We start from the raw sequence: 22,719 nt of genomic DNA, 5'->3' as shown, positions 1-22,719 counted from the left end.
CCAGAGTTCGAGACGTTCTACACGAAGAACATCTTGTTGAACGAGGGGATCCGGGCGTGGATGGCGCCGCAGGACCAGCCGCACGAGCAGTTTATCTTCCCCGAAGAAGTCCTACCTCGTGGTAACGCTCTGTAACGTCCCTGAGCGCGATACTCTAGTTTTCTAAGGAAGGGGTAGGCAACTGCCCCAACCTAGCTCTCAGAATCCTCTCTTTGTGACTGTTTAGCTCTCCTGAAAAAGGTTTTACTCCTGTGACAGCGACATATGACTCAAGTCTGGTGGGGAGCAGAACCCAGGATTCCACTGGCTTTGCCTGGTGGGCTGGGAACGCTCGTCTCATCAATCTGTCCGGTAAGCTGTTGGGTGCTCACGTTGCCCACTCTGGTCTGATTGTGTTCTGGGCTGGGGCTATGACCCTATTTGAAGTAGCCCACTTCATCCCAGAAAAGCCCATGTATGAGCAGGGCCTGATCCTGCTGCCTCACCTAGCTGCTCAGGGCTGGGGTGTTGGCCCTGGCGGTGAGGTTATTGATACCTTCCCTTACTTCGTAGTCGGCGTTCTGCACTTGATCTCTTCGGCAGTGCTGGGCTTCGGTGGCATCTATCACGCTATTCGTGGTCCTGAAGTTCTGGAGAACTACTCCTCCTTCTTCGGCTATGACTGGCGCGACAAGAACAAGATGACCAACATCATCGGCTTCCACTTGATCCTGCTGGGTCTAGGTGCGTTCTTGCTCGTGGCAAAGGCCATGTTCTTTGGTGGTGTCTATGACCCCTGGGCGCCAGGCGGTGGTGATGTTCGCGTAATCACCAATCCAACCCTGAACCCGGCAGTCATCTTTGGCTATTTGGTGAAGTCTCCCTTCGGTGGTGAAGGCTGGATCGTCAGCGTCGACAACCTTGAAGATGTGATCGGTGGTCATATTTGGGTTGGTTTCATCTGCATTGCTGGTGGTATTTGGCACATCTTGACCAAGCCCTTCGCTTGGGCTCGTCGCGCTTTCGTCTGGTCGGGTGAGGCTTATCTCTCCTACAGCCTGGGCGCTCTGTCATTAATGGCCTTCATTGCTACCTGCTTTGTCTGGTTCAACAACACCGTTTACCCCTCCGAGTTCTACGGTCCGACTGGTCCTGAGGCTTCCCAAGCTCAGGCTCTGACCTTCTTGATTCGTGACCAAAAGCTGGGCGCTAACGTTGCTACTGCTCAGGGTCCGACAGGTCTAGGTAAGTACCTGATGCGCTCCCCATCGGGTGAGGTTATCTTCGGTGGTGAAACCATGCGCTTTTGGGATGTGCGTGCTCCTTGGCTGGAGCCTCTGCGCGGTCCCAACGGCTTGGACATCGACAAAATCAAGAATGACATTCAGCCCTGGCAAGCTCGCCGTGCAGCTGAGTACATGACCCACGCTCCTCTGGGCTCTCTGAACTCTGTGGGTGGTGTGGCCACTGAAATCAACTCGGTGAACTTTGTGTCTCCCCGTTCTTGGCTGTCCACTTCTCACTTCGTGCTGGCTTTCCTATTCCTGGTAGGCCACCTGTGGCATGCTGGCCGTGCTCGCGCTGCCGCTGCTGGTTTTGAGAAGGGTATCGACCGCAAGACCGAGCCTGTACTAGCTATGACAGACCTCGACTAGTTTCTAGTTCTAGGTTTAATTGCAAACCCCCTGCTGAATCATCAGCAGGGGGTTAACTATTCCAACTTGATTTCTAGGAGATCTAGAGAGGCTGCAGAAATTCGATGGGTAAGCCATCTGGATCAGCAATGAAAGCCACTCGGTACTGTTGCTCACCAATCAACTGCTCTGTGGGCTCTAGTAACACCTGAAGTTGAAGTGGCCACTGTTCCTTCAAGCCCGTGAGCAGCTGGTTCAAATTTTCCACCTGAAAAGACAGGTGATAGTAGCCTACGTAGTGCTCGTCCCCAAAGGCATCAGGTGCAGGTTTGGGCTCAGGGATTTGAATGAGCTCTAGACGACCTCCGGGACCAGCTAGCCAGCAGGCTAGGGTCATGCCAGTGGTGAAACGCTCCTGAACCTCAAAGCCAAGCAACTCATAAAATCGGATTGCTTGGAAGATATCCGCAGTGCGCACCGACATGTGATGCAGGCTGAGCTGCAAGCCACTCACTCGAAGAGCCGGAAGTAAGGGTAACGGATGGGTGTTCCTGGCTCCTTGATCAAGTCGAAATTGATCACTCCCCAGCGTGCATCTTCGTCAGCAGTGGGGCTGAATTCGACGGGCAACCCATAGAGGCGGTGCCGAGTTCCACTCTCTTGGTCTCGCTGGCCTCGCCAAGGCGTTGTACGCTCCAAATAGGCACTGACCAAATCGTGATAGCGATGAGCAATAATTACGCGGGTTGCTCGATAACCCTGCGTGTAAAGCCGGTCTAATGCCTCATGAATCTCAAAACGGATCCCATCAGGGTGGGTGTGCTGGCGATACCATTCATCGCCCCATAGACGCCAGTGCCGGCTGGATTGCAAGTGAACCAGCTCTTTAGTTTTGGGATCAGCCTCAAACGCCCCGTGACGCTGGCAAAGGTAAGTATCAGTCAGGGTCAGGGCGGGAATTACGTGGCGACAGTGGGGACACTGGATCTCCGGCCCAAAAATGGGATATTGAAGGGCTGGGTTCGTCATGAAGTGCAGATCCCCATTAGGGCAATCGGGAGAAACAAGGCTTAGTCCTTTGTCCGCTTTATTATAACGATAGTGCTCCACCCCTATGGTGTAAGCAGTACGTTCAGGTTTGTCATTGTGTCAACCTTACCAGCCTGGCTTCAAGTTCCTGATCTCTCTGCCGCTGCCTTCGTCGCTGCGAATGCGACCGTCATTGGTCAAGTCGAAGTCGATCCTGGATCGAGTATTTGGTACACCGCTGTTCTCCGAGGCGATGTTGAGCGGATTCAGATTGGCGCTTTTACCAACATTCAGGACGGTGCTGTTCTGCACGGTGACCCAGGGCGCATAACGCGCTTAGAAGACCATGTCACGGTTGGACATCGAGCTGTGATTCATGCAGCCCACGTTGAGCAGGGAAGCTTGATTGGTATTGGTGCTGTTGTGCTAGATGGTGTTCGGGTAGGAGCTGGCAGTATTGTAGCGGCAGGGTCGATTGTTACCCGAGATGTGCCTGCTCATACCCTGGTTGCAGGCGTGCCGGCTAAACCCGTCCGAGAATTATCTGAAGAAGAGGTTGCAGATCTAATTCAACACGCCCGCAACTACGAGCAGCTGGCGCTAGCCCATGCAGGTAAAAACCCTAGCTTTACTTGGCCCCAAGCGACTTCTCCCTGAGTTCCAGCTCGGTGAGTTTGTTTTGCACATTCTTTTGCGTGTGAGCTGCAACCTTAAAAGAGTCAGAACCTCAACTCCTTTAAGAAAAGTGCGGTTACGGGTCGGAAACCCGTACCTGCTCAGGCTGCGCCAAGCGGAACTAAGGCCAGAGGCCAAAGTCTATACCCTGGTAAGCTAGCTGGGAGTATGCCTTGGAGCGCGACATTTTGCAACTAGTTCATCAGTACTTTACTGAATCTAAAACTTGTAATAGTATGGAATAGTGAACATAAATTCAGTTTGGCTTTGACTTAGCTCTTAGGCAACGCTGCTCTCAGGTAACGCTGAAGTGGCGGAGAGGTTTGTGGCAGGGAGTAGTGCCACGAGCTTTGTATCCAGAGGTTCTATATTTGCTTCGATTCTGAGGCTGGGGGCTGGCAAGTACCCTGGCCAATGCTCACTTCATTTTTTGTTTTACCTGTTGTGTTCCCTAGTCTCCTGACAAGGGGAGGTCAAGAACGATCCATGCAAGCAAGCAATACAGTTGACGGGCGGGTTACCAAAACCGCCAGTGGTCGCGATTTTACGGCTGATATGGTGCGAACTTATCTGCACGAGATCGGGCGCGTACCACTACTGACCCACGAGCAGGAAATCCTGTTCGGTAAGCAGGTGCAGCAGATGATGAAGCTGCGCGAGGCCCAAGAGGTTCTAGCCAGTAATCTGGGGCATGACCCAACTGACCAGGAATGGTCTGAGCAGGTCAATCTCAGTATAGAGGAGCTGCATGCCGTTTTGGAGCGGGGGCAGCGAGCTAAAAGACGAATGATGGAAGCAAATTTGCGTCTGGTCGTCTCGGTTGCCAAGAAATACCAAAAGCGCAACCTGGAACTGCTTGACCTGATTCAGGAAGGAACGCTGGGCTTAGAGCGGGGGGTAGACAAGTTCGATCCTATGCGCGGCTTCAAGTTCTCGACCTATGCGTACTGGTGGATCCGTCAGGCAATCACGCGTGCCATTGCCCAGCAAAGCCGTACTATTCGTCTGCCCGTCCACATCACCGAAAAGCTTAACAAGATCAAGGGCACTCAGCGGCAGTTGTCTCAAGAGCTAGGACGCACAGCTACCGCTGGTGAGATTGCTGACCGCTTGGGGCTAAAGGCAGAACAAATTCGGGAATGTCTGCAAATCGCTCGTCAACCAGTCTCCTTGGAGCTGCGAGTGGGTGACAACCAGGACACCGAATTAGGCGATCTGCTAGAGCACGATGGTCCGTCACCAGAAGACCATACGACGCGGGAATCTCTGCGTGATGATCTCAACAGCCTACTGGATGAGCTGACGCCTCAGCAGCGTGAAGTGCTCTCTTTGCGCTATGGCCTCCGCGATGGCCAAGAGCTTTCCTTAGCGAAAGTGGGCAAGCAGCTCAGCATCAGCCGGGAGCGGGTACGCCAGCTTGAGAATCAAGCCCTGGACAAGCTGCGGCGGCGTAAAGCTGCAGTGAGAGAGTACTTAGCTAGCTAAGCAGGCCTGAGGGTGGGGGCGAGGTTACCTCGCTCCTATTGATTTTATTCAGGACTTTAACTGGCTACGGAGAGGGAGGGATTCGAACCCCCGGTAGCTTTCGCCACAACTGATTTCAAGTCAGCCGCATTCGACCACTCTGCCACCTCTCCAGGCGTCCCTTATTCTACCGTAGAGACACGCGTCCCAAAATCAAAAAAAATCTGCCGAAATGTTTGACAAAACGCTTTAAATCTTAGAAGATTAAGTTCGCTCTGAAAAAGAGCACTACAGGGGACTGTAGTTCAATTGGTTAGAGCACCGCCCTGTCACGGCGGAAGTTGCGGGTTCGAGCCCCGTCAGTCCCGTTCAAACAAGTCACTTTGTAGAGGCCAGATGACCTGGCCTCTACGAGTTTTTACCATTTGCCGGGGATAAACACCCTCTCACCGCGTAATCGCAGATTGCGGCGTCCAGGTAGGACCGCCAGAGCGCGGACCATCGGGTGTCCAGACTAATGGGTCTAAGCACATCCGTCGCGCTTCCATGTCTGTGTCCCAAGCGTGGTAAACGATGTACTCCGTCTGGCCATCTGGGCCAACTGCTACTGAGTTATGACCGGGGCCCAGAACTTGACCAGGGACGGAGCGCAGCACGCGTGGGCCTGTCTCATTCCCTACGTCTGAGTAGGGACCCATCACGCTTTCGGCAACGCCATAATCTACCCCATAGCTTTCAGTCTCCCAGCGCCCGCCGCTGTAGAGACAGTAGTAACGCCCCCCATGCTTACGAACACAAGGACCTTCCAAGGTGTGCCAATCATAAATACCACCGTACATAGGACGGTCCGCTAGGAAACGCTGCCAATCGGAGCGGGCTCGTAGAACCACATTGCCCTCCCCAACTAGTCTCGTCATCTCTTGCAGGGGAGCAACCATCAAGGCAGTACCAGCTCGCACCCCAGCCTCTGTGTCTAAGAAGTCGCGGGCGTAGAACAGATACCACTGCCCGTCGTCATCCTGGAAGGCATGCGGATCGATGGTGAATGGGCAGGAGTCGGGGTCTAGCAGAGGTTCTCCTAAATCTTCATAGGGGCCTAGGGGATTCTCACTGATCGCAACGCGGAGCTGGTGTCTTTTGTCCTCATGCCCTACTGAGTAATAAAGATAGAATTTACCCGCTGAGTAGGCAATTTCAGGGGCCCAAAAATTATCACCAAGCGCAGGATCTGGACGCCTCAAAGCCTTGCCCGCAGAGTGCCAGTTTATAAAATCAGTTGAGCGCAAAAGGGGAAAAACAAGCTGTTGAGTGCTCTTGTCCACTTCGCCTGCGGCTTCTGCTGGGCCTGTGCCGATAGCGTAATAAATACCCTCATGCTGCCAAACGAAGGGATCGGCAAAATAGCCTGGATAGACCGGGTTTGTGTAGGTTCGTGCTGTAGTAACAGAGTCAGATGTCGGTTCAGTTTGAGACATTGTGCTTCTAGCTAAATTCTGATCCATCAAGTTGAGGAGCCAACCTAAGTGACTTACTCGAAAGTGACCTACTCGAAGTGTAAATAAAATAGCCAAAGAGGATGAAGGATTGTAGGTTTCTTCGACCCACTCTTCCCCATCCTCTATTGCTCTTGATTTGCTGATTAGCGCTTCGGCTCTTCCAAATGAAGAAGATCAATACTTGAAATTGATGTAAGTCTCAGCTCTTACCTCTGATGGGTCATCGATTACTTCGCAGCGCAACAACCGCTGCGTTTGTTCTGGCAAACTTTCGTAATAGTTACGGGGCAGAGCCAAATCTACTTTTGGCGTGTGCAGCCAATGCATTGCATAGCCCATGACCACCATTGGCCTAGGTTGATCGGTTCGATTGGGAGAGCCTCGGTGTAATGCCAGAGGAGAACGGATCATCACGTCTCCAAGCTGCATGTAGAAAGACTCTAGGGGAATTTCACCAGTAGCAACTTTCGCCAGTCCCTCATCTCGAGACATTCGGTGTGTCCCACGAGCCATCTGAAAAGGACCATTCTCTGCGGTTACTTCGACCAGTGGGAAATTGACTGCCACGGCATAAAGTGGCGTCAAGATTTGATCCGTGAACAAGGGGCGGAAGTCCCGGTGAACTTCTTGATACTCTGAACCCTGAAGGGGAATGTCTGCGCCCATTTGAACCATCACATACTCTTGAGCGAATACGCGATTAAGGATGCCTGAAATTACAGAGTTCGCAAACACCTCGGTATTGGCGAACGGCGCAATCCAGGGAAAGGTGAGATAGTAGCGGGCTTGTTCTCGTGGAGCTAAACCACCCGGTCTGTTTTGACGCTCCTGGAACAAGGAATCAAAGGCTTGAGCCCACTCTTCTATTAGCTTGCGCTCGAAAAGGCCACGAATAACACAGATGCCGTCTTGGTTCAGTTCTTGCGCAAATTGGTCGAGATTAGCCGTCGTAAAAGTGGCTTTAGCTATGCTTTGAATCATCTTCCTAGGTTCTGCAACTGCTCTTTAGCGATGATGCCCAATTAGGGTCAACAGGCTCTACATTTTGCGTTTAGGAAACATCGTTTTTGAGATTTTCACCAAGGAGTCCTTGACTGCTTTTGCCAAGCCAATGAGTCCTGGGCAGTGACCCGTTGACCCCCTCTTCCCTGTTCAGGTTTCAGTGATTACCTCTAGAACAGCTTTTCTCATTTTCTGAGCAGAAATGTAGGCTCCTACACTAATTCTAATTCTCGCTTTAGGAGGATGTATAGCCCTATTTATACCCAGTTTCTCAGCAAAAAAGCTTGGCACTACCTGAATATCTCTTCTGGCTTACTCTCTAGCCTGTTGGTGGCATTAGAGCCTAGCAAGGGACGCTGCGCAAAGTAGAAAATCTTTACATTCGTGCAAAGGTACCAAGGGTCAGCGTTCATACTTATAACGGCTAGCCTGACTTCTTCATTTTGTTGGCTCACTCGTTACTTAGGCCGTTTGGCTGGAGCTGCAAATAACGTTTTGAATCCTGCTTGACGCTGCCTACGCCCTTCTGCCCAGTCATAACTCCACAGGCTTTCCCAGTAGAAAAAAGAAACGCCCTCGAAGCCCATCCGCCGGGCTAGCTGCACTTGTTGGGTCAGCATTTTCATGGGTAGACGCTGTCGCCATGAGCCGGTGTAAATGCCAACGCCTACAGGAATTTGCTGCTTCGCTTTCTGGATCGCCGGTTGCCGCAATTCAGCTTGAAAGCTTGCTAAGTCAGGACGATAAACCTGCAAAATTAACTCGTCGATCAGCCCTCGGCTCACCCAAGTGGACCAGTCTTGCAACGAAGATCGATAGGCAAACGCCTGCGAATTCGGAGACAAACTGATTAGGCAGTCAGGCTTAACGGCTCGTACAGACTGCACAATCTTGCGCATCAGACCTGTGAGTTGCTTAGCTCGCCAGCGCATCCATTCTGGCTCATGCGGGTCGGTTGGGGGAGCTTTGCCACCGTGCTCCTGACGATAGCGTTCAATGGTGAACGGGTCGTAGCCTAGATTGACTGGCAGTGCAAAGTGGTCATCGAGTTGGATGCCATCCACCGGATAGGTTTTGACCACCTCTGTAATGAGGTCGACAATGAACTGTTGCACTTGCGGCTGCATCGGGTTGAGCCACACTAACTCGCCCCCCAACAACCACAGCTGCAGTTTGTTCAGAAGTGATTGTGGACGCTGAATTGGCTTTGGCAGTCTACTGCGAGTGAGCCATTCTGGATGCCGACGAGCTAAGGGCGAGCGTTGAGGCACCATTAGGCCATACTCGAACCAGGGAATGACGCTCAAACCCTGCCGATGTCCCTGCCGAACTGTTTCTGCCAGCACATCCCCGCGGAACCTGAACAGGTTCAATAGCGGATCTTGTTTTTGCCCCATTGCCGCTTTGGCAACCTTGCTGGGGTAGAGCGTGTAGCCTCGGCTCCAAACATTGGGGTAAATCGTATTGAAGCGGTGTTGCGCTAGCTGTTGTGTTGTCTTGCGTACGTTACAGGGCAAGTACAATACTGGGCTAGGCAAGGTCGTAATCCAAACTCCTCTCAATTCAGTCGTTGAGATGGGACCTTGAGGTTTGAATACTCGGCTAGGTCCACACCAGAGCAGTGAGATTACTAACCCTAAGCAGAACAAACAGGTTAACCGTAACCAAACTGTTTTGCTGACCCATCGCTTCATTGAACTAACTTAAATTGCCACAGTGCGTACAGCTAGAATGCCCGTCAAAACACAGCGGCCACTCAAGTTCTTCAACCTAGTCTGGCCATTCTGAAAATGAGCTTGGGAAATTTCTGCGCCCGTTGATATCTGAGTTGAAAGCCAACACCACTCATCCTCGCGACTGGGCGGCAAGTCTCCCTCATACAGTGCGACTGCTTCCTCTAAAGCTGTCCGCACTGCACTAGCGATACTTGCTCAGCCCTATTGAGCGCTTGGTCGAATTCAGCAACATCAAGTGTGCAGTGAGCATTAGGCTGCCATTGCAGCGTTTTGGTATCGGCCAGCAGGAAGTGGTCAGGCGGTAGCAAGGCACAGCGCAAGTAGCTCAACTCCCGACGGAGATTGGTACGGGCTTGGGTATCGGTTATCTAGACAGGGTTAAAGCCAAGCTTAAAGACTGGGTCGAGCAAGGCTGATGTGAATCAGGGGCCACAGCTGTCTATTGAATGGAGACTAAGGTCATTGAGCCAGGGCTCGGGCTTAGACCGAGGCGCTAAAACAGCTTGCAGCAGCCAGGCCCGCTTGTCGTGGGATGCTCAATCTCTTCGAGAAAAGACTACATTTCTACCCAGGGTAGTGGTTGATCCTCGACGCCAATGCTAAACAATTCAGACGAGGAGAGAAGCATGCTAAATCAGTGTTTTCTCTATGGCAATATGTAAGTTCTTGTGGTGCAGAAGAGAGAGCTTATCAGCAGTCAGTAGAATCACGGAATAGACATAGAATTCTTCGCCATTTAGATTAAAATTCTCATAACTACTCATGTGGAATTCCTGAAGTTTCCGGACTATAACTCAATGCCTAAACAGCTAAAAATCGACTGAGTTCTAATGTCTAATGAGCAGAAAATGAGCAGTTTTTAATCTGGTCGTTGCATAACGTGCTAAAGCACACTAGTGGAATCAGAATATCTACGCTGAAGGGACCCGGGGGGAGGTCAGCTAGGTTATCTGAAAACCTTTTTGACTCCTGGCCTTTCTCGATTGCTAGGGCATCTACCACCAGTCTGTGTTCTTTATCTTGACTCGTGGTTATTTTTCTATGAACTGTTACCAACCTAATCTCAAGGTTGTGCTGCCGCCTGCATTGCCAGAGGTGGACTACTATGCTTGACCAGCTTGAGGAGGCTTTGACTGCTCAGCTTAGGCGTGAGCACTATGTAACGTCCAAACCACATAATCCTGCGGCTCGACCCTTCTTCCTGCCCTCTATTCTGCCTTCTGTTAGTTGTGACACGATGATGCACCAGCACCATCGCCTAATCCCTCCTGCTCATCCCTAAGCAGACGCTCTGAGTGTTGACTTTCTAGTGTCTATATCTATGGGCTAAATGATTAGAAAGGGCTCTTGTTAAGAGCCCTTTTTCTATTAAATTAGGCTGATCGAATTAGGCAAATCCATTGGAGCAGGCTAGGGAGAAATTGCCTCAAACTGAGCCCGTTAGAGTCAATGGTTTCGCCTCAACTGGGGCGCTCAGCGCTTCTTCCAATGGGGCTCGGCCCAGACGCTCCTCTAAAATGTCCATCACCTCGCGACCAAAATCATCGGGATCCCGGCTCCAGGCTTCCAGGCAAACTTCACCAAAGAACGAACCAAGAGGTTCTGGGTTCCAAAGCAGTTTTTTAGCGGTCCAGGGCATCATACTCATCGGGTTATAGCCTGGCTTGATCATCTGCTTTTTAAAGGCGTACTCCTCTAAATGGGTGTGAGGTTGCAGGCCAATAAAAAAGATAGCAGGCTCAACTTTGTCCTTACCAAAGATCTTTTCTAATTCGCGGTGGTAAGTAATGGTTTGGCGAATAGTCTCATGGGTCTCGTCAATGACATTAAACGAGTAGTTAACTGAGACCAGATCCTGGAAACCTGCGGCAGCGAGATCACGGCAATTTTGTAAAACCACGCGCAGGTTGTAGCCCATGCGCATTTTACGCACCAGTTCTTGCGAACCACTGGTAATGCCGATTTCAAAATAATTCATGCCGGTTTTCACCATCAGGTCGCACAATTCGGGCGTGAGGTTGTCCGCTCGAATGTAGGCAGCCCAGTGAATATCATTCATGCCTGCATCCAGAATCTTCTGGAGCAGCTCTACGGCATCGTCAATAAAGCGCCGTGCTGGAATAAATTGCGCATCGGTAAACCAAAAATTGCGAATGCCCCGGTCGTACAACTGACGTATCTCGGCTACGACCTCATCAGCCGGGTTGATGCGTACCTGCTTGCCTTCAATGACTGTGTAAATGCAATAGCAGCAATTGTGAGGACAGCCACGCTTGGTCTGCACGCCCACGTAAAAGTCTTGATCTTGCAAATAATAGTCAAACTCTGGCCAAATCTCGTCGATATAGGCGTAGTTGCAAGCGGTCTTCTCGATGGGAGCTGGTGCTTCATGGACCAAGCGCTTGCGCGGCTCAGTTTCGCCCACAATGTAGCAACGCTCGTCTTGGAGGCTCTGGCCACGCAACAGTTTCTCTAGCAGGGCTTCGCCTTCGCCCACTGAGACAATCGTGCCTTTGGGCAGGCTAGAGCCCAGTTGCTCGTAGAAAACACTAACTGCGCCACCGCCAACCACAGTTCGAGCCGCAGGCCGATACTGCCGAGCCCGGCGCGTAGCTCGACGAATCAACCCCAGGTTGCGCCACAGCTCGGTGTAGTAAGAGATGAACAGACGCAGTCCCTTGAAGGCTCCCCGTAACTTGATAAACAGGTTACGGGAATAGAAAAACTCAAAAGAGTTCTGGAGCGGATTGCCTGCCCGTCCACCCACAGGCGCATAGATCTGAATGTCTCGCCAGGAAAAAACCAGCAGGTCCGGGCGAAACTTATCCACACAAGCGTCTAGGGCTGCGCCAAAATCTACCGGCGGCACAGCTCCCAGGTCGAAAATTCGCTGTTGCACCTGGGGAAACAGCTTGTGTACGTGATCGGCTAAATAGACAACCCCAATCGGAAAAATTGGATTACAGGGCAGCCGAACGTAAAGAATACGCTCTGGAAGGACGGAGCTGGACATAGCACTCAGAACCAAAGCATCCGAAGCTTGAAGCGAGAACGGCCAGCCAGACAAAGTTGTCTGAGTGTAGTGTTCACACAACTTTACGATACACCAGATCGAGGAGTGCGTGCCTACTACATCGCCAGTACGCTGCCAGTACACCCGTTCACCCCTGAGATCGGTAATGGGGTTTACAGCCCTCGGGGATCAGGGGGTGTTAGCCTCCAAAGGCATGGCACTCGTTTTATCAACTCGGTTATAGGCTAAGCGTGATTCATGGCTCAAGTTTTTGATCCGGTGCCCAGTGATGGTGAGGGCAAGATTACCTGCTGCTATGTCAACGCCACCAGTAAGATGCAAATTGCTCGCATCACTAACATCCCAAACTGGTACTTTGAACGGGTTGTGTTTCCCGGTCAGCATCTGGTGTTTGAAGCAATGAGCAGTGCCCAGCTAGAGATCCACACTGGCATGATGGCAAGCTCTATTCTCTCAGATACGATCTCTTGTTCGCGGCTGCGACTGCAAGAAACACCGGCATCGGCAGCCACAAAAGAGGCTCCTGATAGCTCCCCCGCCTCACTATATAGTGAGGCCGTCACCCTCCCTGCTGACGACACCATCTTGCTACGCGCTATAGATTAGCTAACAGGACCCCGTTGGTAACTAAATTGGCAGCAATCTGAACGCTTCAATCACTGCTGGGGGGCAGTCGGTGGGGGCTAGCGAGTGGGGGAGTCAACAAAGGTAGTCGGCGCAGGTCGTCAGCGTAGGCTGAAGTCGCAAAGTTGAGCTTCATTCTGAACTTCGCTCCGAACTCAATTGCCGGGAACTTCAATCAAGCCACAGGAGAGAACCACTTGGCGTGGAGGCTGCGCAGTCTTGGCACAACTCGTGTCTTGAGTAATGACGGTCTGGCGAGGGTCGAAATTCTACCCCCTTCCTAAATTAGCTAGCCTTTAAAGCCCAAGCGAATGTTGATCTGGGAGGTTGAGCTAGGCCGCTTGGGATGCCAGGTAGGCAACCGTAATCAGCCCCCCTATCAAGATGACCGCTGCAACAATGGTCAGCAAGTAGCTGCGCTTCTGCGACTTAGTGGGTGGCTCAGCAACGTACATCTTGGGCTCACTGGCAAAATTGTTGAGCAGGCCGCTTTCGTCTTTGCTGTATGGCATTGCTTCTTCTTAACGTTTTGTTTAGGCAACAGTAGCAAGGTTCTGCTGGATGGTGAACACCTGCTCAACAATCTGTAAACTTATGTAGCGTCTGGTAAATCGCTATCCTAAGAAGGCATCTTTCCCGCAAACTTTTCTGAACGATTATCGTGAGCCCCGTTCGCGTTCGTGAGCATGTCAACCCCCTCAGCCGTAAGTACCGCACGGCAGTAGAGCCGCCGAACTGGGAGGCGATCTACGCGAATCCTGCTCAACCTCTGCACCTGGATATTGGCTGTGGCAAAGGCCGTTTTCTGCTGGCTCTGGCCCAGCAGCAGCCGGACTGGAACTTGTTGGGGTTGGAAATCCGTGAGCCCCTGGTAGAGCAGGCAAACCGCTGGGGCCGCGAACAGGGGTTAACTAACCTGCACTATCTGTTTTGCAACGTCAATCTGTCGCTGCGCTCGCTGTTTCAACCCGGTGATTTAAGCGCTGTGACTATTCAGTTTCCCGATCCCTGGTTTAAGCAACGCCATCAGAAACGCCGGGTGGTGCAGCCTGAGCTAGTCACTGAACTAGCGCTGCTCTTGGTGCCCGGTGGTCGAGTATTTGTGCAGTCAGACATAGAAGCGGTAGCACTACAAATGCGGGAGCGCTTTGAGGCTGACCCTGCCTTCGTCAATCTGGCGGGGACTGGCAATTGGATCGCTGATAACCCGCTAGGCGTGGCTACCGAACGGGAGTGCTCTACCCTCGAGCGCGGGCAGCCTGTCTATCGGGCTTGGTTTGAACGTTCGTGAAACCGTACCTGTTAGGACGGTCGGCGCAGGAGTGGAACGCGCTATATTGGCACTCGGGATTGGAGAGTGCTAACGCTTGACTAATTCCGATTGTGGAACGTGCGCAACCAAGTTTGTTGGAGGCATTGAACGGACGTGGCTTCTGTGACTTTACAGGGGGGGACCCTCAAGCCCCTGGGCGACCGCATCCTGATCAAGATTGAGAATCAGGAGCAAACGACAGCGGGTGGCATTCTGCTGCCAGACACCGTGAAGGAAAAACCGCAAGTAGGCCAGGTGAGCGCAGTTGGTCCTGGTGTGAAAACCGATAAGGGTGAGCGCGTAGTGCCCGAAGTCGCGGTTGGGGATCGGGTCCTGTACTCCAAGTATGCAGGTACCGAGATCAAGGCAGATGGCACCGAATACCTGCTGTTAGCCGAAAAGGACATTCTGGCGATTGTCGAGTAAGGGTCTTGACCCCGTCCCGGTAAACCGCCCATTCACATCTATTTGAGAGCAACTGGACATCATGGCCAAGAAGATTGTATTTGACGAAGAATCTCGGCGCGCCCTAGAACGCGGGGTCAACGCCTTGGCAAACGCTGTCCGTGTCACCCTCGGTCCCAAGGGCCGCAACGTGGTGCTGGAGAAGAAGTATGGTGCTCCTCAAATCATCAATGATGGTGTCACCATTGCGAAGGAAATTGAGCTAGAAGATCCCCTCGAGAACACGGGTGCTCAGTTGATCCGTGAAGTTGCCTCCAAGACCAACGATGTGGCGGGCGACGGCACCACCACTGCAACGGTGTTGGCTCAGGCAATGATCAATGAAGGTCTCAAGAACGTTGCTGCTGGGGCCAACCCAATCAGCATTCGCCGGGGCATTGAGAAGACAGTTGCTGCCCTAGTAATTGAAATTGGCAACCAAGCGAAGCCGGTTGAGGGCGCTGCCATTGCTCAAGTTGCCACGATCTCTGCAGGCAACGACGAAGAAGTCGGCAAGATGATCTCGGAAGCTATGGACAAAGTGGGCAAAGACGGTGTGATTACCGTTGAAGAGTCCAAGTCCTTAGCGACTGAGCTGGAAGTAGTCGAAGGGATGCAGTTCGACCGGGGTTACATCTCGCCCTACTTCGTGACCGATTCTGAGCGCATGGTTACTGAGTACGAAAATGTGCGCATCTTGATCACTGACAAAAAGGTCAATGTGATTCAGGACCTCGTGCCTGTGCTGGAGCGCGTGGCTCGCGCCGGTCAGCCTCTGATGATCATCTCAGAGGATGTTGAAGGCGAAGCTCTGGCCACCCTGGTGGTCAACAAGCTGCGCGGTGTGCTCAACGTGGTAGCTATAAAAGCTCCTGGCTTTGGCGACCGTCGTAAGGCCATGCTGCAGGACATTGCCGTGCTCACAGGCGGCCAACTGATCTCTGAAGAAATGGGCTTGACCCTAGAGCGCGCTGAGCTGGAAATGCTGGGCGTGGCGCGGAAGGTCACAGTTGCTCGCGACAAGACCACGATTGTGGCTGGCACCGATAACAAAGCCGACGTTGAGAAGCGCATCGCTCAGATCCGCAAGGAACTAGATGCCACCGATTCTGACTACGACAAAGAAAAGCTCCAAGAGCGTTTGGCGAAGCTATCGGGTGGTGTCGCCGTGATCAAGGTCGGCGCTGCGACCGAAACCGAACTTAAAGACCGCAAACTGCGCATCGAAGATGCGCTCAACGCAACCAAAGCTGCAGTTGAAGAAGGCATCGTCCCTGGCGGTGGCGCAACCTTGATCCACCTGGCTAAGAAGGTCGCTGATATTCGTCCTAGCCTCGACAAGGAAGAGCAAATTGGCGCTGATATCGTCGCCAAGGCTCTAGAAGCACCGCTGCGTGAGATTGCTAACAATGCTGGTCTCGAAGGTCCGGTCATCGTCGAAAAGGTGCGTGACCTTCCGTTCAGCCAGGGCTTTGACGCGCTCAAGGGCGAGTTTGTCGACATGATTGCCAGTGGCATTGTCGACCCGGCTAAAGTTGCTCGCTCTGCGATTCAAAATGCTGCCTCTGTTGCGGGCATGGTGCTGACCACCGAGGCCCTGGTGGTTGATAAGCCAGAGAAGAAGGCTGCTGCTGCGCCAGATATGGGCGGCATGGGTGGCATGGGTGGCATGGGTGGCATGGGCGGCATGATGTAAGCCAGGCTTAGTTGAGGTCTAACAAGCTCTAAGCCCAGGGTTTTGCCTAGGTCTCGTTTGGTTCAATCGAACTCAAATTGACTCAAATTGAACCAAATTAACCTCAACTCTGTATCTCAAGGCCACGAATGAACTCAAAACCCCCTCACTGCTAATGCTAGAGGGGGTTTTGAATGAGTTAGGCTGACGCCGAGTCGAGATTTGGGCTCAGCTCTGAGCTAGCCCTGAACTGGGGAACCTGTATTGAAAACGGTTCCTGTCAACCGCAAATATGCGGGTAATCAACCGTTAAGGTAAAACGGTCAGGGGCTTTACGTATCGCAAATTCAGGTGATAATGCTGTTGTGTGTTCTGGTCAGGGTTAACCAGGGTAGTTTGACACACCGCCAGTTAACAGCGGTTGGGTCAGGTTGAGATAGGTAGGGTGCATTCAGGCTTACCACCAGAAGACATTAGGCAATTCCTGTGATCGCTTCTACCAATTCAAAACGCTTTCTCTCACTAGAATCCGGAGCGGATGGGGGGCGTCCGGAGGAAACTGAACATTTGGCTGGAACCTACCATCTAGCCGGTGCCCAGCAGGCTCTCTACTCCTATTTCCTCACAATCGTCAAGCAGTTACCGCCGGAAGACGCTCTTGACCAGTTTCGCAAGGTATTCGTGCAGATCCGGCCTGGTTCTGTGCCCCAAAGCGTTCTGGGCTGTCTCAAGCAGATTCTGAGCGCTAATGATGAGCAGGAGTTTCGCTACACCTTGCGGCGTTGCTGTTACATCCTGGTCAATAACTGGCGGTTGACTACCCAGCACGAGCCGATCGGCAAGCTAGTGCGCATCTTCGACGATCCCTCGGTTGAGCAACCGGCGATTTCGGGATCCCTGCGGCGCTTACGAGAGTGGCTGCGCAACTTCACAGTTAGCCCCGACTACGATCAACTCAAGCTTTCAGCGCAACGCTACGACGACGCCCGTGTTCACTGGACCTACCGCTATACGCCCTACCTGTTAATGCTGCAGGAGGTAGACCAGAAAACCCCGATTGAGCAGCGCCAAGCTGCTCGAGGCTTAGCCCGTCGCTGGAAGGAGCATTTCCGCCGCGATTTGGCCCTATTCAGTGTGCGAGCTGAGGCCAATGGGGTGCCCGTGGACGAACTGAAGAACCCAACGGCTCTGGGCTCAGATGCGGTCCGCTTGATCAAAGGTATCCTGGCTCGGCACTACAGCTGTGATTATCAAAACCTGGCTCATTCCTTTCTGCAGCAAACCCAACATCTCAGCTTTGCTGCCTTCAAGCAAAGCTTGTGTGAGTATTTGATATTTGCAGTGCGCGATGGCTTGGTGGTGCAGATGTTGCGTAACCAGTTGCAGGCTCGGTTGGATAGCCTCTACCCTGAGTACGACAACAAACCGATGACGCGAGCTCTGCTGATTCGGGTGTGCAATCAGTTAGTAGATTGTCTAACGCTGGAGCGAAATGGGAGGGCTAGTTGCTTGTTCAACTCCTTAGTGAGCAGCTATCCCCTGACGCTAGTGATCTTGCTAGTCAAGCTCATTTTGATCTGTCCTAATAGCCGGGCTCACTTAGAAGCTCGCATCGCTGGCATCATCAGTGTGCATCGCGACCATCGAGAAGAAGACTGCCGTTGGCTGGTCGGTTTCTTGGAGATGTTTCAGATTACCTTTGCGGTCTACGCCGAAAACATTCGCTATAACCTGCTAAGTATGCAAGGGGCAACTTCGCCTGATCTAGATCCGCTGACTCTAACTGGCCAACGTATTTTCTCCCAGTCCCGCTGGGAAGGCAGCGAAGAAGAGGTTTGCAAGCTGGCTACGCCCCGTTTTCATCAGGCTCCAACACCAATAGGGCTAGAACCTGAATTCTAACTGCCTGCTTATAAGGTGCTAAGCCTCATGCCAACTTCTGAGAAAAGCTAAAGTCAGTGACCGGTTTTGGGGCGACGACTCATGCTAGCGAAAGCAGTTAGCAAACAGGTCAACAAAAGAGCCCTGACGTTGCTGGATTCAGGAACTTTGACATGGTTGTCAGGGGTGAGGATGCTATCAATCCAACTGGCGTAGGTTGAGACTCGGGTGTCACCGCTGAACTCGCCAAAACTAGAATTAGTAAAGCTATCTACGTCCGACTCGATGGCACCAAACCCGAACGAGGTGACTCCGGCAATCAACCCCTTGATCAAGGTTGGCCCACCGGAATCACCTGAAGCTGAATTAATTTCATTGAGCCCTAACCCCAAATCAGCGATACCAAAAGACACGCCAAAGGCATCATTGGTGGCTGAACCATTGTCGAAGTCGTAAGCTAAAACGGCATTCGGTAAGATACCACCAAAGACTTCGCCAGAGGCATCGTAGATATTTTGACCAGACCGTTTGGCACCATCAGAAATGGTATCTCCTTCAAAACCAGTGCCGGTAAGACCATAGCCAACTTTGGTGCCAACTTTGCCAATCTCGTCAGTTTGCCGATAAATGTTGTAGCGCTCTGCATTGGAAGGAGCTGCTGAGGCCAGTTGCACAATTGCAATGTCCCCCCCGAAGGTTTCAACGTCGGCAAAGCCGTCCCAATCTGGATGGACGAAAAAGTTGGTTGCCTCGATTGCAGCTGGACCTGTGGGCAAATCAAAAAAAACACTGGCATCGTTGACAATGAGCGTGCCAAAGTTATCTGTCAAACAGTGGGCTGCTGTGAGAATGTGCAGCCCCGAAGTGAGCAAAGAGCCTGAGCAATTGAAATCTCCTTGGCTGCTGCCGATGAACAACTCAACAACGCCATCGAAGCCAGTACCGGAGTTAACGATGTAATTGGCTGGCTGACCGGCAGTAACATAACGAGGCTGACGCAGATTAGGTTCAAGCTTGGAGGACAGCGTTGCCGCCTCTACACTGGTAGACGGGCCACTGAATAGGGCAATTGTGGTAATAGCTGCCGATAGACCAATTGGCGGAAAGAGTTTTAGCATCCTCATGCCTCAGCTTAAAGTTAAGGGCGGATGTAGACTCCGCAATACGATCACGCGAACTCACGCGGCTGTGGAGGAAGAATTAGAGCAACTAGGTGCTCAGTGTTAATAGAGCTATTGAATTACTGATGGCAGTTTTCAGATTGCAATATGAATATATACAGATTCTGCTTAAACACCAGTTGTGGCAAGATTCCCTAAACTAACATGAATACTTAATCTACGTGCGCTTACAACTTTTGATGCATTGTTCTCTGTAGTTGATGACCGTGTTTCTATAGGGTTTTTATGTTCTTGATTAAAGGATCTGCCCTGCGATAGATCCAGGCTTGGTGGGATTTTCTCAGACAGGTTGTCCGCCTAGGATCGTACTAGTCTCTTGAATAACGTTTAGGAACTCCTGAAGTACAGGAGATACCCTATTATTCCGCCAGGCCGCAGCAAGTTGCAACTCTGGAGCTGAACCTGTAAGGGTGCGGTAGACAACGCCAATCGGCACAGATTGCTGCAAACTCTCAGGAATGAATGTAACTCCCATACCAGCGGCAACCAGCCCAACTCGGGTTTGATGTTTGACTTCTTCGTGAACAATGTGAGGATCAAATCCAGCTTGACGACAGAGAGCCACGATTTGGTCATACAGCACTGGACCTTCATAGCGAGGATGCAGAATAAATGGCTCATTCGCGAGAGCTTTCAGCGGCAATTGCTCATACTTTGCTAACGAATGGGCCTGAGGTATGGCAACGACTAATTTCTCTCCTGGCAGGGGATATAACTTTAAAAATGGTGCCTCAATGGGAGGGTGCAATAGCCCAATATCAACGGCTTCGGTACGGAGTGCGTTGACCTGATCCAAGGTGCAAAGCTCAGTCATGTCGAGTTTCACGTTGGCATGATAATTGCGAAACCGCCTCAAAATTTCTGGCAACATGGTGTGCATAGCAGATGGCGTAAAGGCAATTCGCAGCAAGCCAATTTCGCCACGGGCTGCTTGTTGTGCTACCTGAATGGCTTGCTCCACTTGTTGTAGGGCTTTGCGAACCTCAGGCAGAAAAGCAACCCCAGCATCGGTTAACACCACCATTCGCTTGGTTCGCCGAAAGAGTTCAACCCCCAATTCATTTTCCAAACTGTGGATTTGTCGGCTAAGAGCCGGTTGGGTAATGTGCAGCCGCTCAGCTGCTCGGCTGAAGTGCAGTTCTTCTGCAACCGCCAGGAAATAGCGAAGGTAGTGTAGCTCCATTGATTAATGCTTTCAGGTTATTAATGGTTGCTCAATAGGCATTGGACAGCATTATTATCTGCGCTTATGTTGAGAGGTGTAAACGATTGTCTAGATCTTCCTAAGAACCTGCATGACGTTCAAGCAGCGTTTGCTCAACTGGGGAGGGTTGTTTATCAGCACCATGGTGTTGGCGATCGTCCTGTCTCAACAGCTGACACCCCCTCAGCAACTCCAACCAAACCCGACTGTTGCTCAGACCCCAATTGAAACTCGCTCTGCAACCCCTGCCACAGCTCCCTTATTTGAACCTCAAGTTAGATATGACCGCAGCCTGGCTCACTACGCCACGGTGTCTCGTGGGGATGGTTCATTCCGTCAAATATTTATTGATGCAGGTTCCATTGACGCCATTCAGCCTGGAAAGCCACTACCAGATGGCACCCTATTTGTGATGGAAACCTGGTATTCGTCGGAGGCTCCAGGCACAGTTTTCGTCAAGCAGAAACAGAATGGGGAATGGCAGTACGGGTCATTCAGCCCTAACCAGCCCCATTACCAAATGCGCTTTAGTGGCAGCTGTCATAGTTGTCATGCGCCCTTTAGAGAAACCGATTTTACGCTCACCAAGCCATTGCTAGAGGCAGCTTTGCGCAGCCGCCAAGTTCAAACTGCCTATTGCAGTCGTCCTGGCCGCACCCCTTGCGCTCCTGAAGCGTACATTCCCAGTGAAAATCAGGCCCAGTAAAAATTAAGCCGAATCGAAATCAGGCAGAGTGAAAATTAGGAGATTGCGAAATCGTGAAAATCGCCCGTTTTGCTGCGCGTATGAGTTTTTTTGCGGCTGTTATTTTGGCCATCACTCAATCCGCTTCTGCTAAAGCCCAGTCTGACTATTTAGACTTTCGAGGGCGGTTTCTGGCAGTGTTGTCAGATGCAGATATGGAGGCGTCCGCCTATATTGACAATCAGTTGGGTGAGCGTTCACCTGGGCTGACTGATACCCTCACGCTCATTCCCTTGACGCGTGGGTTAGCCCGCGAACCGATTACCCGACCAATTACCTTGCCAGTCAGTAATTCAGTGATGGCATGGCCCAACAATTTGGCATTCACTCCAGACGAGAAATATGCCTTTGTGACCGAAACATTTGCGCCTGCCCCCAAAGGAGCAACCCTGCGCTCGGACATCCCTTCAGGGCGACTGCTCACGGTGATTGATTTACGCAATCCTCAACACCCAAAAATTATCGACCAACTCGATTTGGGCAATCAGCCGCGACCCGTTGCAGTTCATCCAGCGGGCAACCTACTGGCAGTTAGTTTGCGGGATCCTCGACGGCAAATTGCTTTGATTCCGTTCTCAAATGGGGAGTTGGGAACGCCTATCTTTCAGAACCTTCCGGGTATCAATGATCCAGAAGCCAACGCCTCGCATTTGGAGTGGCATCCATCAGGTCAGTTTCTGGGTGTTACTTTAGCTGATCGCAATGAAGCTGTGTTCTATGCTGTTGATCGCACTAATTCTAGTCGTCCAAACCTTCGAGCTTGGGGCCAGCCGATTATGACTGGGAAGCTGCCGGGGGTTGGACATTTCACTCCAGATGGCAGGCACTTTATCGTGACAAATTTGCTGTGGGGGGACGATGTTGCTGACCAGTTTGTCGGCTCTCAGCACAGCGACCTTACGGTTATCAACTTTGCTGAATCTGCTAACAGCCGCAATGAAGTTGCCCATCGAATCGTTTCGACTGCTGCAGTAGGTGGCAGCGCTGAGGAATTTGCCATTAGCCCAGATGGGCGATTTGTTGTCTCTCTCAACATGGAAGCCAGCTACTTACCTCAAAGTGATCAGCGGATGACTTGGCACAGTTCTTTAACGCTGCTAAGCCTCAACTCTGATACTGGCCGCCTAACCCCCCGCACCACAGTTCCCTTTGAAGGAATTCTGCCGGAGGGCATCACGTTTGATGCATCAGGTCGTTATCTAGCAGTCGCAACCTTTGATCATCACAACCCAGCTCGCTCTGGTGGAACCGTCGATTTCTGGAGAGTTCTGCAAGGGGAGGTACCGAGCCTGTTAAAGATGGATTACGTTATTCCAGTCATGCGGGGTGCCCATATCGTGAAACTCGTGCAGTAATCTGAATTAGCTTATATTGCTAACAAATAGCTGTGTGATACATATCAGGATGGTTGCGTGCAACTGTCTTATACTTATGCAACTGTCAAAGAACTACAGCTCAGCGCCTAAAAGCTGACCTATCTAAATAGACAGGTATAGACGGGTGAGCTAACTCTCTAAACGCTCATCCCGGTAGCCTCCTGTCTTTAGGATTAGACTTCAGTGTTTTGTAGCTGGAGATACGTTCTCACCCATTTTCAAATCCTA

General features: G+C 51.7%; 23 protein-coding genes, 2 tRNA genes and 1 pseudogene. 14 read left to right on the top strand and 12 right to left on the bottom strand.

Going from position 1 to position 22,719, the window contains the following annotated elements:
- Positions 1 to 135: pseudogene (locus H6F94_RS16080) on the top strand (photosystem II D2 protein (photosystem q(a) protein)); the annotation flags it as partial.
- A gap of 116 nt (positions 136 to 251) precedes the next feature.
- Positions 252 to 1,634, top strand: coding sequence for a photosystem II reaction center protein CP43 (gene psbC / locus H6F94_RS16075; RefSeq protein WP_190803242.1), 1,383 nt, complete (start codon positions 252 to 254; stop codon positions 1,632 to 1,634).
- A gap of 82 nt (positions 1,635 to 1,716) precedes the next feature.
- Here psbC and H6F94_RS16070 read toward each other — a convergent pair whose 3' ends face one another.
- The gene (locus H6F94_RS16070; protein WP_396426440.1) at positions 1,717 to 2,127 is read right to left on the bottom strand and encodes a VOC family protein; all 411 of its coding nucleotides are present in this window, start codon (positions 2,125 to 2,127) and stop codon (positions 1,717 to 1,719) included.
- Entirely contained in the window at positions 2,124 to 2,642 is a 519-nt protein-coding gene (locus tag H6F94_RS16065) for a TIGR02652 family protein (RefSeq protein WP_190803241.1), read from the bottom strand. The genes H6F94_RS16070 and H6F94_RS16065 overlap by 4 nt, the downstream gene beginning before the upstream one ends.
- 117 nt (positions 2,643 to 2,759) lie before the next feature.
- On the opposite strand from H6F94_RS16065, the gene H6F94_RS16060 reads away from it, so the two are divergent.
- A complete protein-coding gene (locus H6F94_RS16060) occupies positions 2,760 to 3,299 on the top strand; it encodes a gamma carbonic anhydrase family protein (RefSeq protein ID WP_190803240.1) in 540 nt (179 codons plus the stop codon).
- A 504-nt stretch (positions 3,300 to 3,803) separates the two neighbouring features.
- Positions 3,804 to 4,802 (top strand): RNA polymerase sigma factor, RpoD/SigA family, encoded by a 999-nt coding sequence (locus H6F94_RS16055; RefSeq protein ID WP_190803239.1) that lies wholly within the window; start codon positions 3,804 to 3,806, stop codon positions 4,800 to 4,802.
- Between the two features lie 67 nt (positions 4,803 to 4,869).
- Here the strand turns inward: H6F94_RS16055 and H6F94_RS16050 are convergent.
- Positions 4,870 to 4,954, bottom strand: a tRNA-Ser gene (locus tag H6F94_RS16050).
- A 121-nt stretch (positions 4,955 to 5,075) separates the two neighbouring features.
- On the opposite strand from H6F94_RS16050, the gene H6F94_RS16045 reads away from it, so the two are divergent.
- Positions 5,076 to 5,149 (top strand) — tRNA-Asp (locus H6F94_RS16045).
- Between the two features lie 78 nt (positions 5,150 to 5,227).
- Here H6F94_RS16045 and H6F94_RS16040 read toward each other — a convergent pair.
- The 5 genes from H6F94_RS16040 to H6F94_RS16020 form a co-directional block, all read right to left on the bottom strand.
- Positions 5,228 to 6,256: a glycoside hydrolase family 43 protein gene (locus H6F94_RS16040; protein WP_190803238.1), complete on the bottom strand. Its 1,029-nt coding sequence runs from the start codon at positions 6,254 to 6,256 to the stop codon at positions 5,228 to 5,230.
- A 195-nt stretch (positions 6,257 to 6,451) separates the two neighbouring features.
- Positions 6,452 to 7,258 carry a phytanoyl-CoA dioxygenase family protein gene (locus H6F94_RS16035; RefSeq protein WP_190803237.1) on the bottom strand — a complete coding sequence of 269 codons (807 nt, stop codon included), beginning with the start codon at positions 7,256 to 7,258 and terminating at the stop codon, positions 6,452 to 6,454.
- A 479-nt stretch (positions 7,259 to 7,737) separates the two neighbouring features.
- Positions 7,738 to 8,973 carry a glycoside hydrolase family 10-like protein gene (locus tag H6F94_RS16030; RefSeq protein ID WP_190803236.1) on the bottom strand — a complete coding sequence of 412 codons (1,236 nt, stop codon included), beginning with the start codon at positions 8,971 to 8,973 and terminating at the stop codon, positions 7,738 to 7,740.
- Positions 8,974 to 8,982: 9 nt separating this feature from the next.
- Entirely contained in the window at positions 8,983 to 9,192 is a 210-nt protein-coding gene (locus H6F94_RS16025; protein WP_190803235.1) for a hypothetical protein, read from the bottom strand.
- Positions 9,177 to 9,344 carry a hypothetical protein gene (locus H6F94_RS16020; RefSeq protein WP_190803234.1) on the bottom strand — a complete coding sequence of 56 codons (168 nt, stop codon included), beginning with the start codon at positions 9,342 to 9,344 and terminating at the stop codon, positions 9,177 to 9,179. The genes H6F94_RS16025 and H6F94_RS16020 overlap by 16 nt, the downstream gene beginning before the upstream one ends.
- 776 nt (positions 9,345 to 10,120) lie before the next feature.
- Here H6F94_RS16020 and H6F94_RS16015 point away from each other — a divergent pair.
- Positions 10,121 to 10,297 (top strand): hypothetical protein, encoded by a 177-nt coding sequence (locus H6F94_RS16015; protein ID WP_190803233.1) that lies wholly within the window; start codon positions 10,121 to 10,123, stop codon positions 10,295 to 10,297.
- Positions 10,298 to 10,441: 144 nt separating this feature from the next.
- On the opposite strand, the gene H6F94_RS16010 is transcribed toward H6F94_RS16015, so the two are convergent.
- The gene (locus H6F94_RS16010; protein WP_190803232.1) at positions 10,442 to 12,028 is read right to left on the bottom strand and encodes a photosystem II high light acclimation radical SAM protein; all 1,587 of its coding nucleotides are present in this window, start codon (positions 12,026 to 12,028) and stop codon (positions 10,442 to 10,444) included.
- A 69-nt stretch (positions 12,029 to 12,097) separates the two neighbouring features.
- Between H6F94_RS16010 and H6F94_RS16005 the strand changes: the two genes are divergently transcribed.
- A complete protein-coding gene (locus tag H6F94_RS16005) occupies positions 12,098 to 12,277 on the top strand; it encodes a hypothetical protein (protein WP_190803231.1) in 180 nt (59 codons plus the stop codon).
- Between the two features lie 9 nt (positions 12,278 to 12,286).
- Entirely contained in the window at positions 12,287 to 12,655 is a 369-nt protein-coding gene (locus H6F94_RS16000; RefSeq protein WP_190803230.1) for a DUF1830 domain-containing protein, read from the top strand.
- Between the two features lie 350 nt (positions 12,656 to 13,005).
- Here the strand turns inward: H6F94_RS16000 and psb34 are convergent, their stop codons facing one another.
- Entirely contained in the window at positions 13,006 to 13,185 is a 180-nt protein-coding gene (gene psb34, locus H6F94_RS15995; RefSeq protein ID WP_190803229.1) for a photosystem II assembly protein Psb34, read from the bottom strand.
- 149 nt (positions 13,186 to 13,334) lie between these two features.
- On the opposite strand from psb34, the gene trmB reads away from it, so the two are divergent.
- The 4 genes from trmB (at position 13,335) to H6F94_RS15975 (ending at position 18,006) form a co-directional block, all read left to right on the top strand.
- The gene (trmB, locus tag H6F94_RS15990; protein WP_190803228.1) at positions 13,335 to 13,964 is read left to right on the top strand and encodes a tRNA (guanosine(46)-N7)-methyltransferase TrmB; all 630 of its coding nucleotides are present in this window, start codon (positions 13,335 to 13,337) and stop codon (positions 13,962 to 13,964) included.
- 135 nt (positions 13,965 to 14,099) lie between these two features.
- Positions 14,100 to 14,411: a co-chaperone GroES gene (gene groES / locus H6F94_RS15985; RefSeq protein ID WP_190803227.1), complete on the top strand. Its 312-nt coding sequence runs from the start codon at positions 14,100 to 14,102 to the stop codon at positions 14,409 to 14,411.
- A 61-nt stretch (positions 14,412 to 14,472) separates the two neighbouring features.
- Entirely contained in the window at positions 14,473 to 16,125 is a 1,653-nt protein-coding gene (groL, locus tag H6F94_RS15980) for a chaperonin GroEL (RefSeq protein ID WP_190803226.1), read from the top strand.
- A gap of 465 nt (positions 16,126 to 16,590) precedes the next feature.
- Entirely contained in the window at positions 16,591 to 18,006 is a 1,416-nt protein-coding gene (locus H6F94_RS15975; RefSeq protein ID WP_190803225.1) for a Sll1247 family protein, read from the top strand.
- 53 nt (positions 18,007 to 18,059) lie between these two features.
- Here the strand turns inward: H6F94_RS15975 and H6F94_RS15970 are convergent, their stop codons facing one another.
- A complete protein-coding gene (locus H6F94_RS15970; protein WP_190803224.1) occupies positions 18,060 to 19,103 on the bottom strand; it encodes a trypsin-like serine protease in 1,044 nt (347 codons plus the stop codon).
- Between the two features lie 343 nt (positions 19,104 to 19,446).
- Positions 19,447 to 20,349 (bottom strand): LysR family transcriptional regulator, encoded by a 903-nt coding sequence (locus H6F94_RS15965; protein WP_190803223.1) that lies wholly within the window; start codon positions 20,347 to 20,349, stop codon positions 19,447 to 19,449.
- A 112-nt stretch (positions 20,350 to 20,461) separates the two neighbouring features.
- Between H6F94_RS15965 and H6F94_RS15960 the strand changes: the two genes are divergently transcribed.
- Complete coding sequence (locus H6F94_RS15960) at positions 20,462 to 21,076, top strand: cytochrome P460 family protein (RefSeq protein ID WP_190803222.1); 615 nt, start codon at positions 20,462 to 20,464, stop codon at positions 21,074 to 21,076.
- Between the two features lie 53 nt (positions 21,077 to 21,129).
- The gene (locus H6F94_RS33270; RefSeq protein ID WP_190803221.1) at positions 21,130 to 22,470 is read left to right on the top strand and encodes a beta-propeller fold lactonase family protein; all 1,341 of its coding nucleotides are present in this window, start codon (positions 21,130 to 21,132) and stop codon (positions 22,468 to 22,470) included.
- Positions 22,471 to 22,719: the final 249 nt, after the last annotated feature.

The sequence above is a fragment of the Leptolyngbya sp. FACHB-261 genome (assembly GCF_014696065.1).
Lineage (GTDB): Bacteria > Cyanobacteriota > Cyanobacteriia > FACHB-261 > FACHB-261 > FACHB-261.
This window is presented reverse-complemented; position numbering and strand designations above follow the sequence as displayed.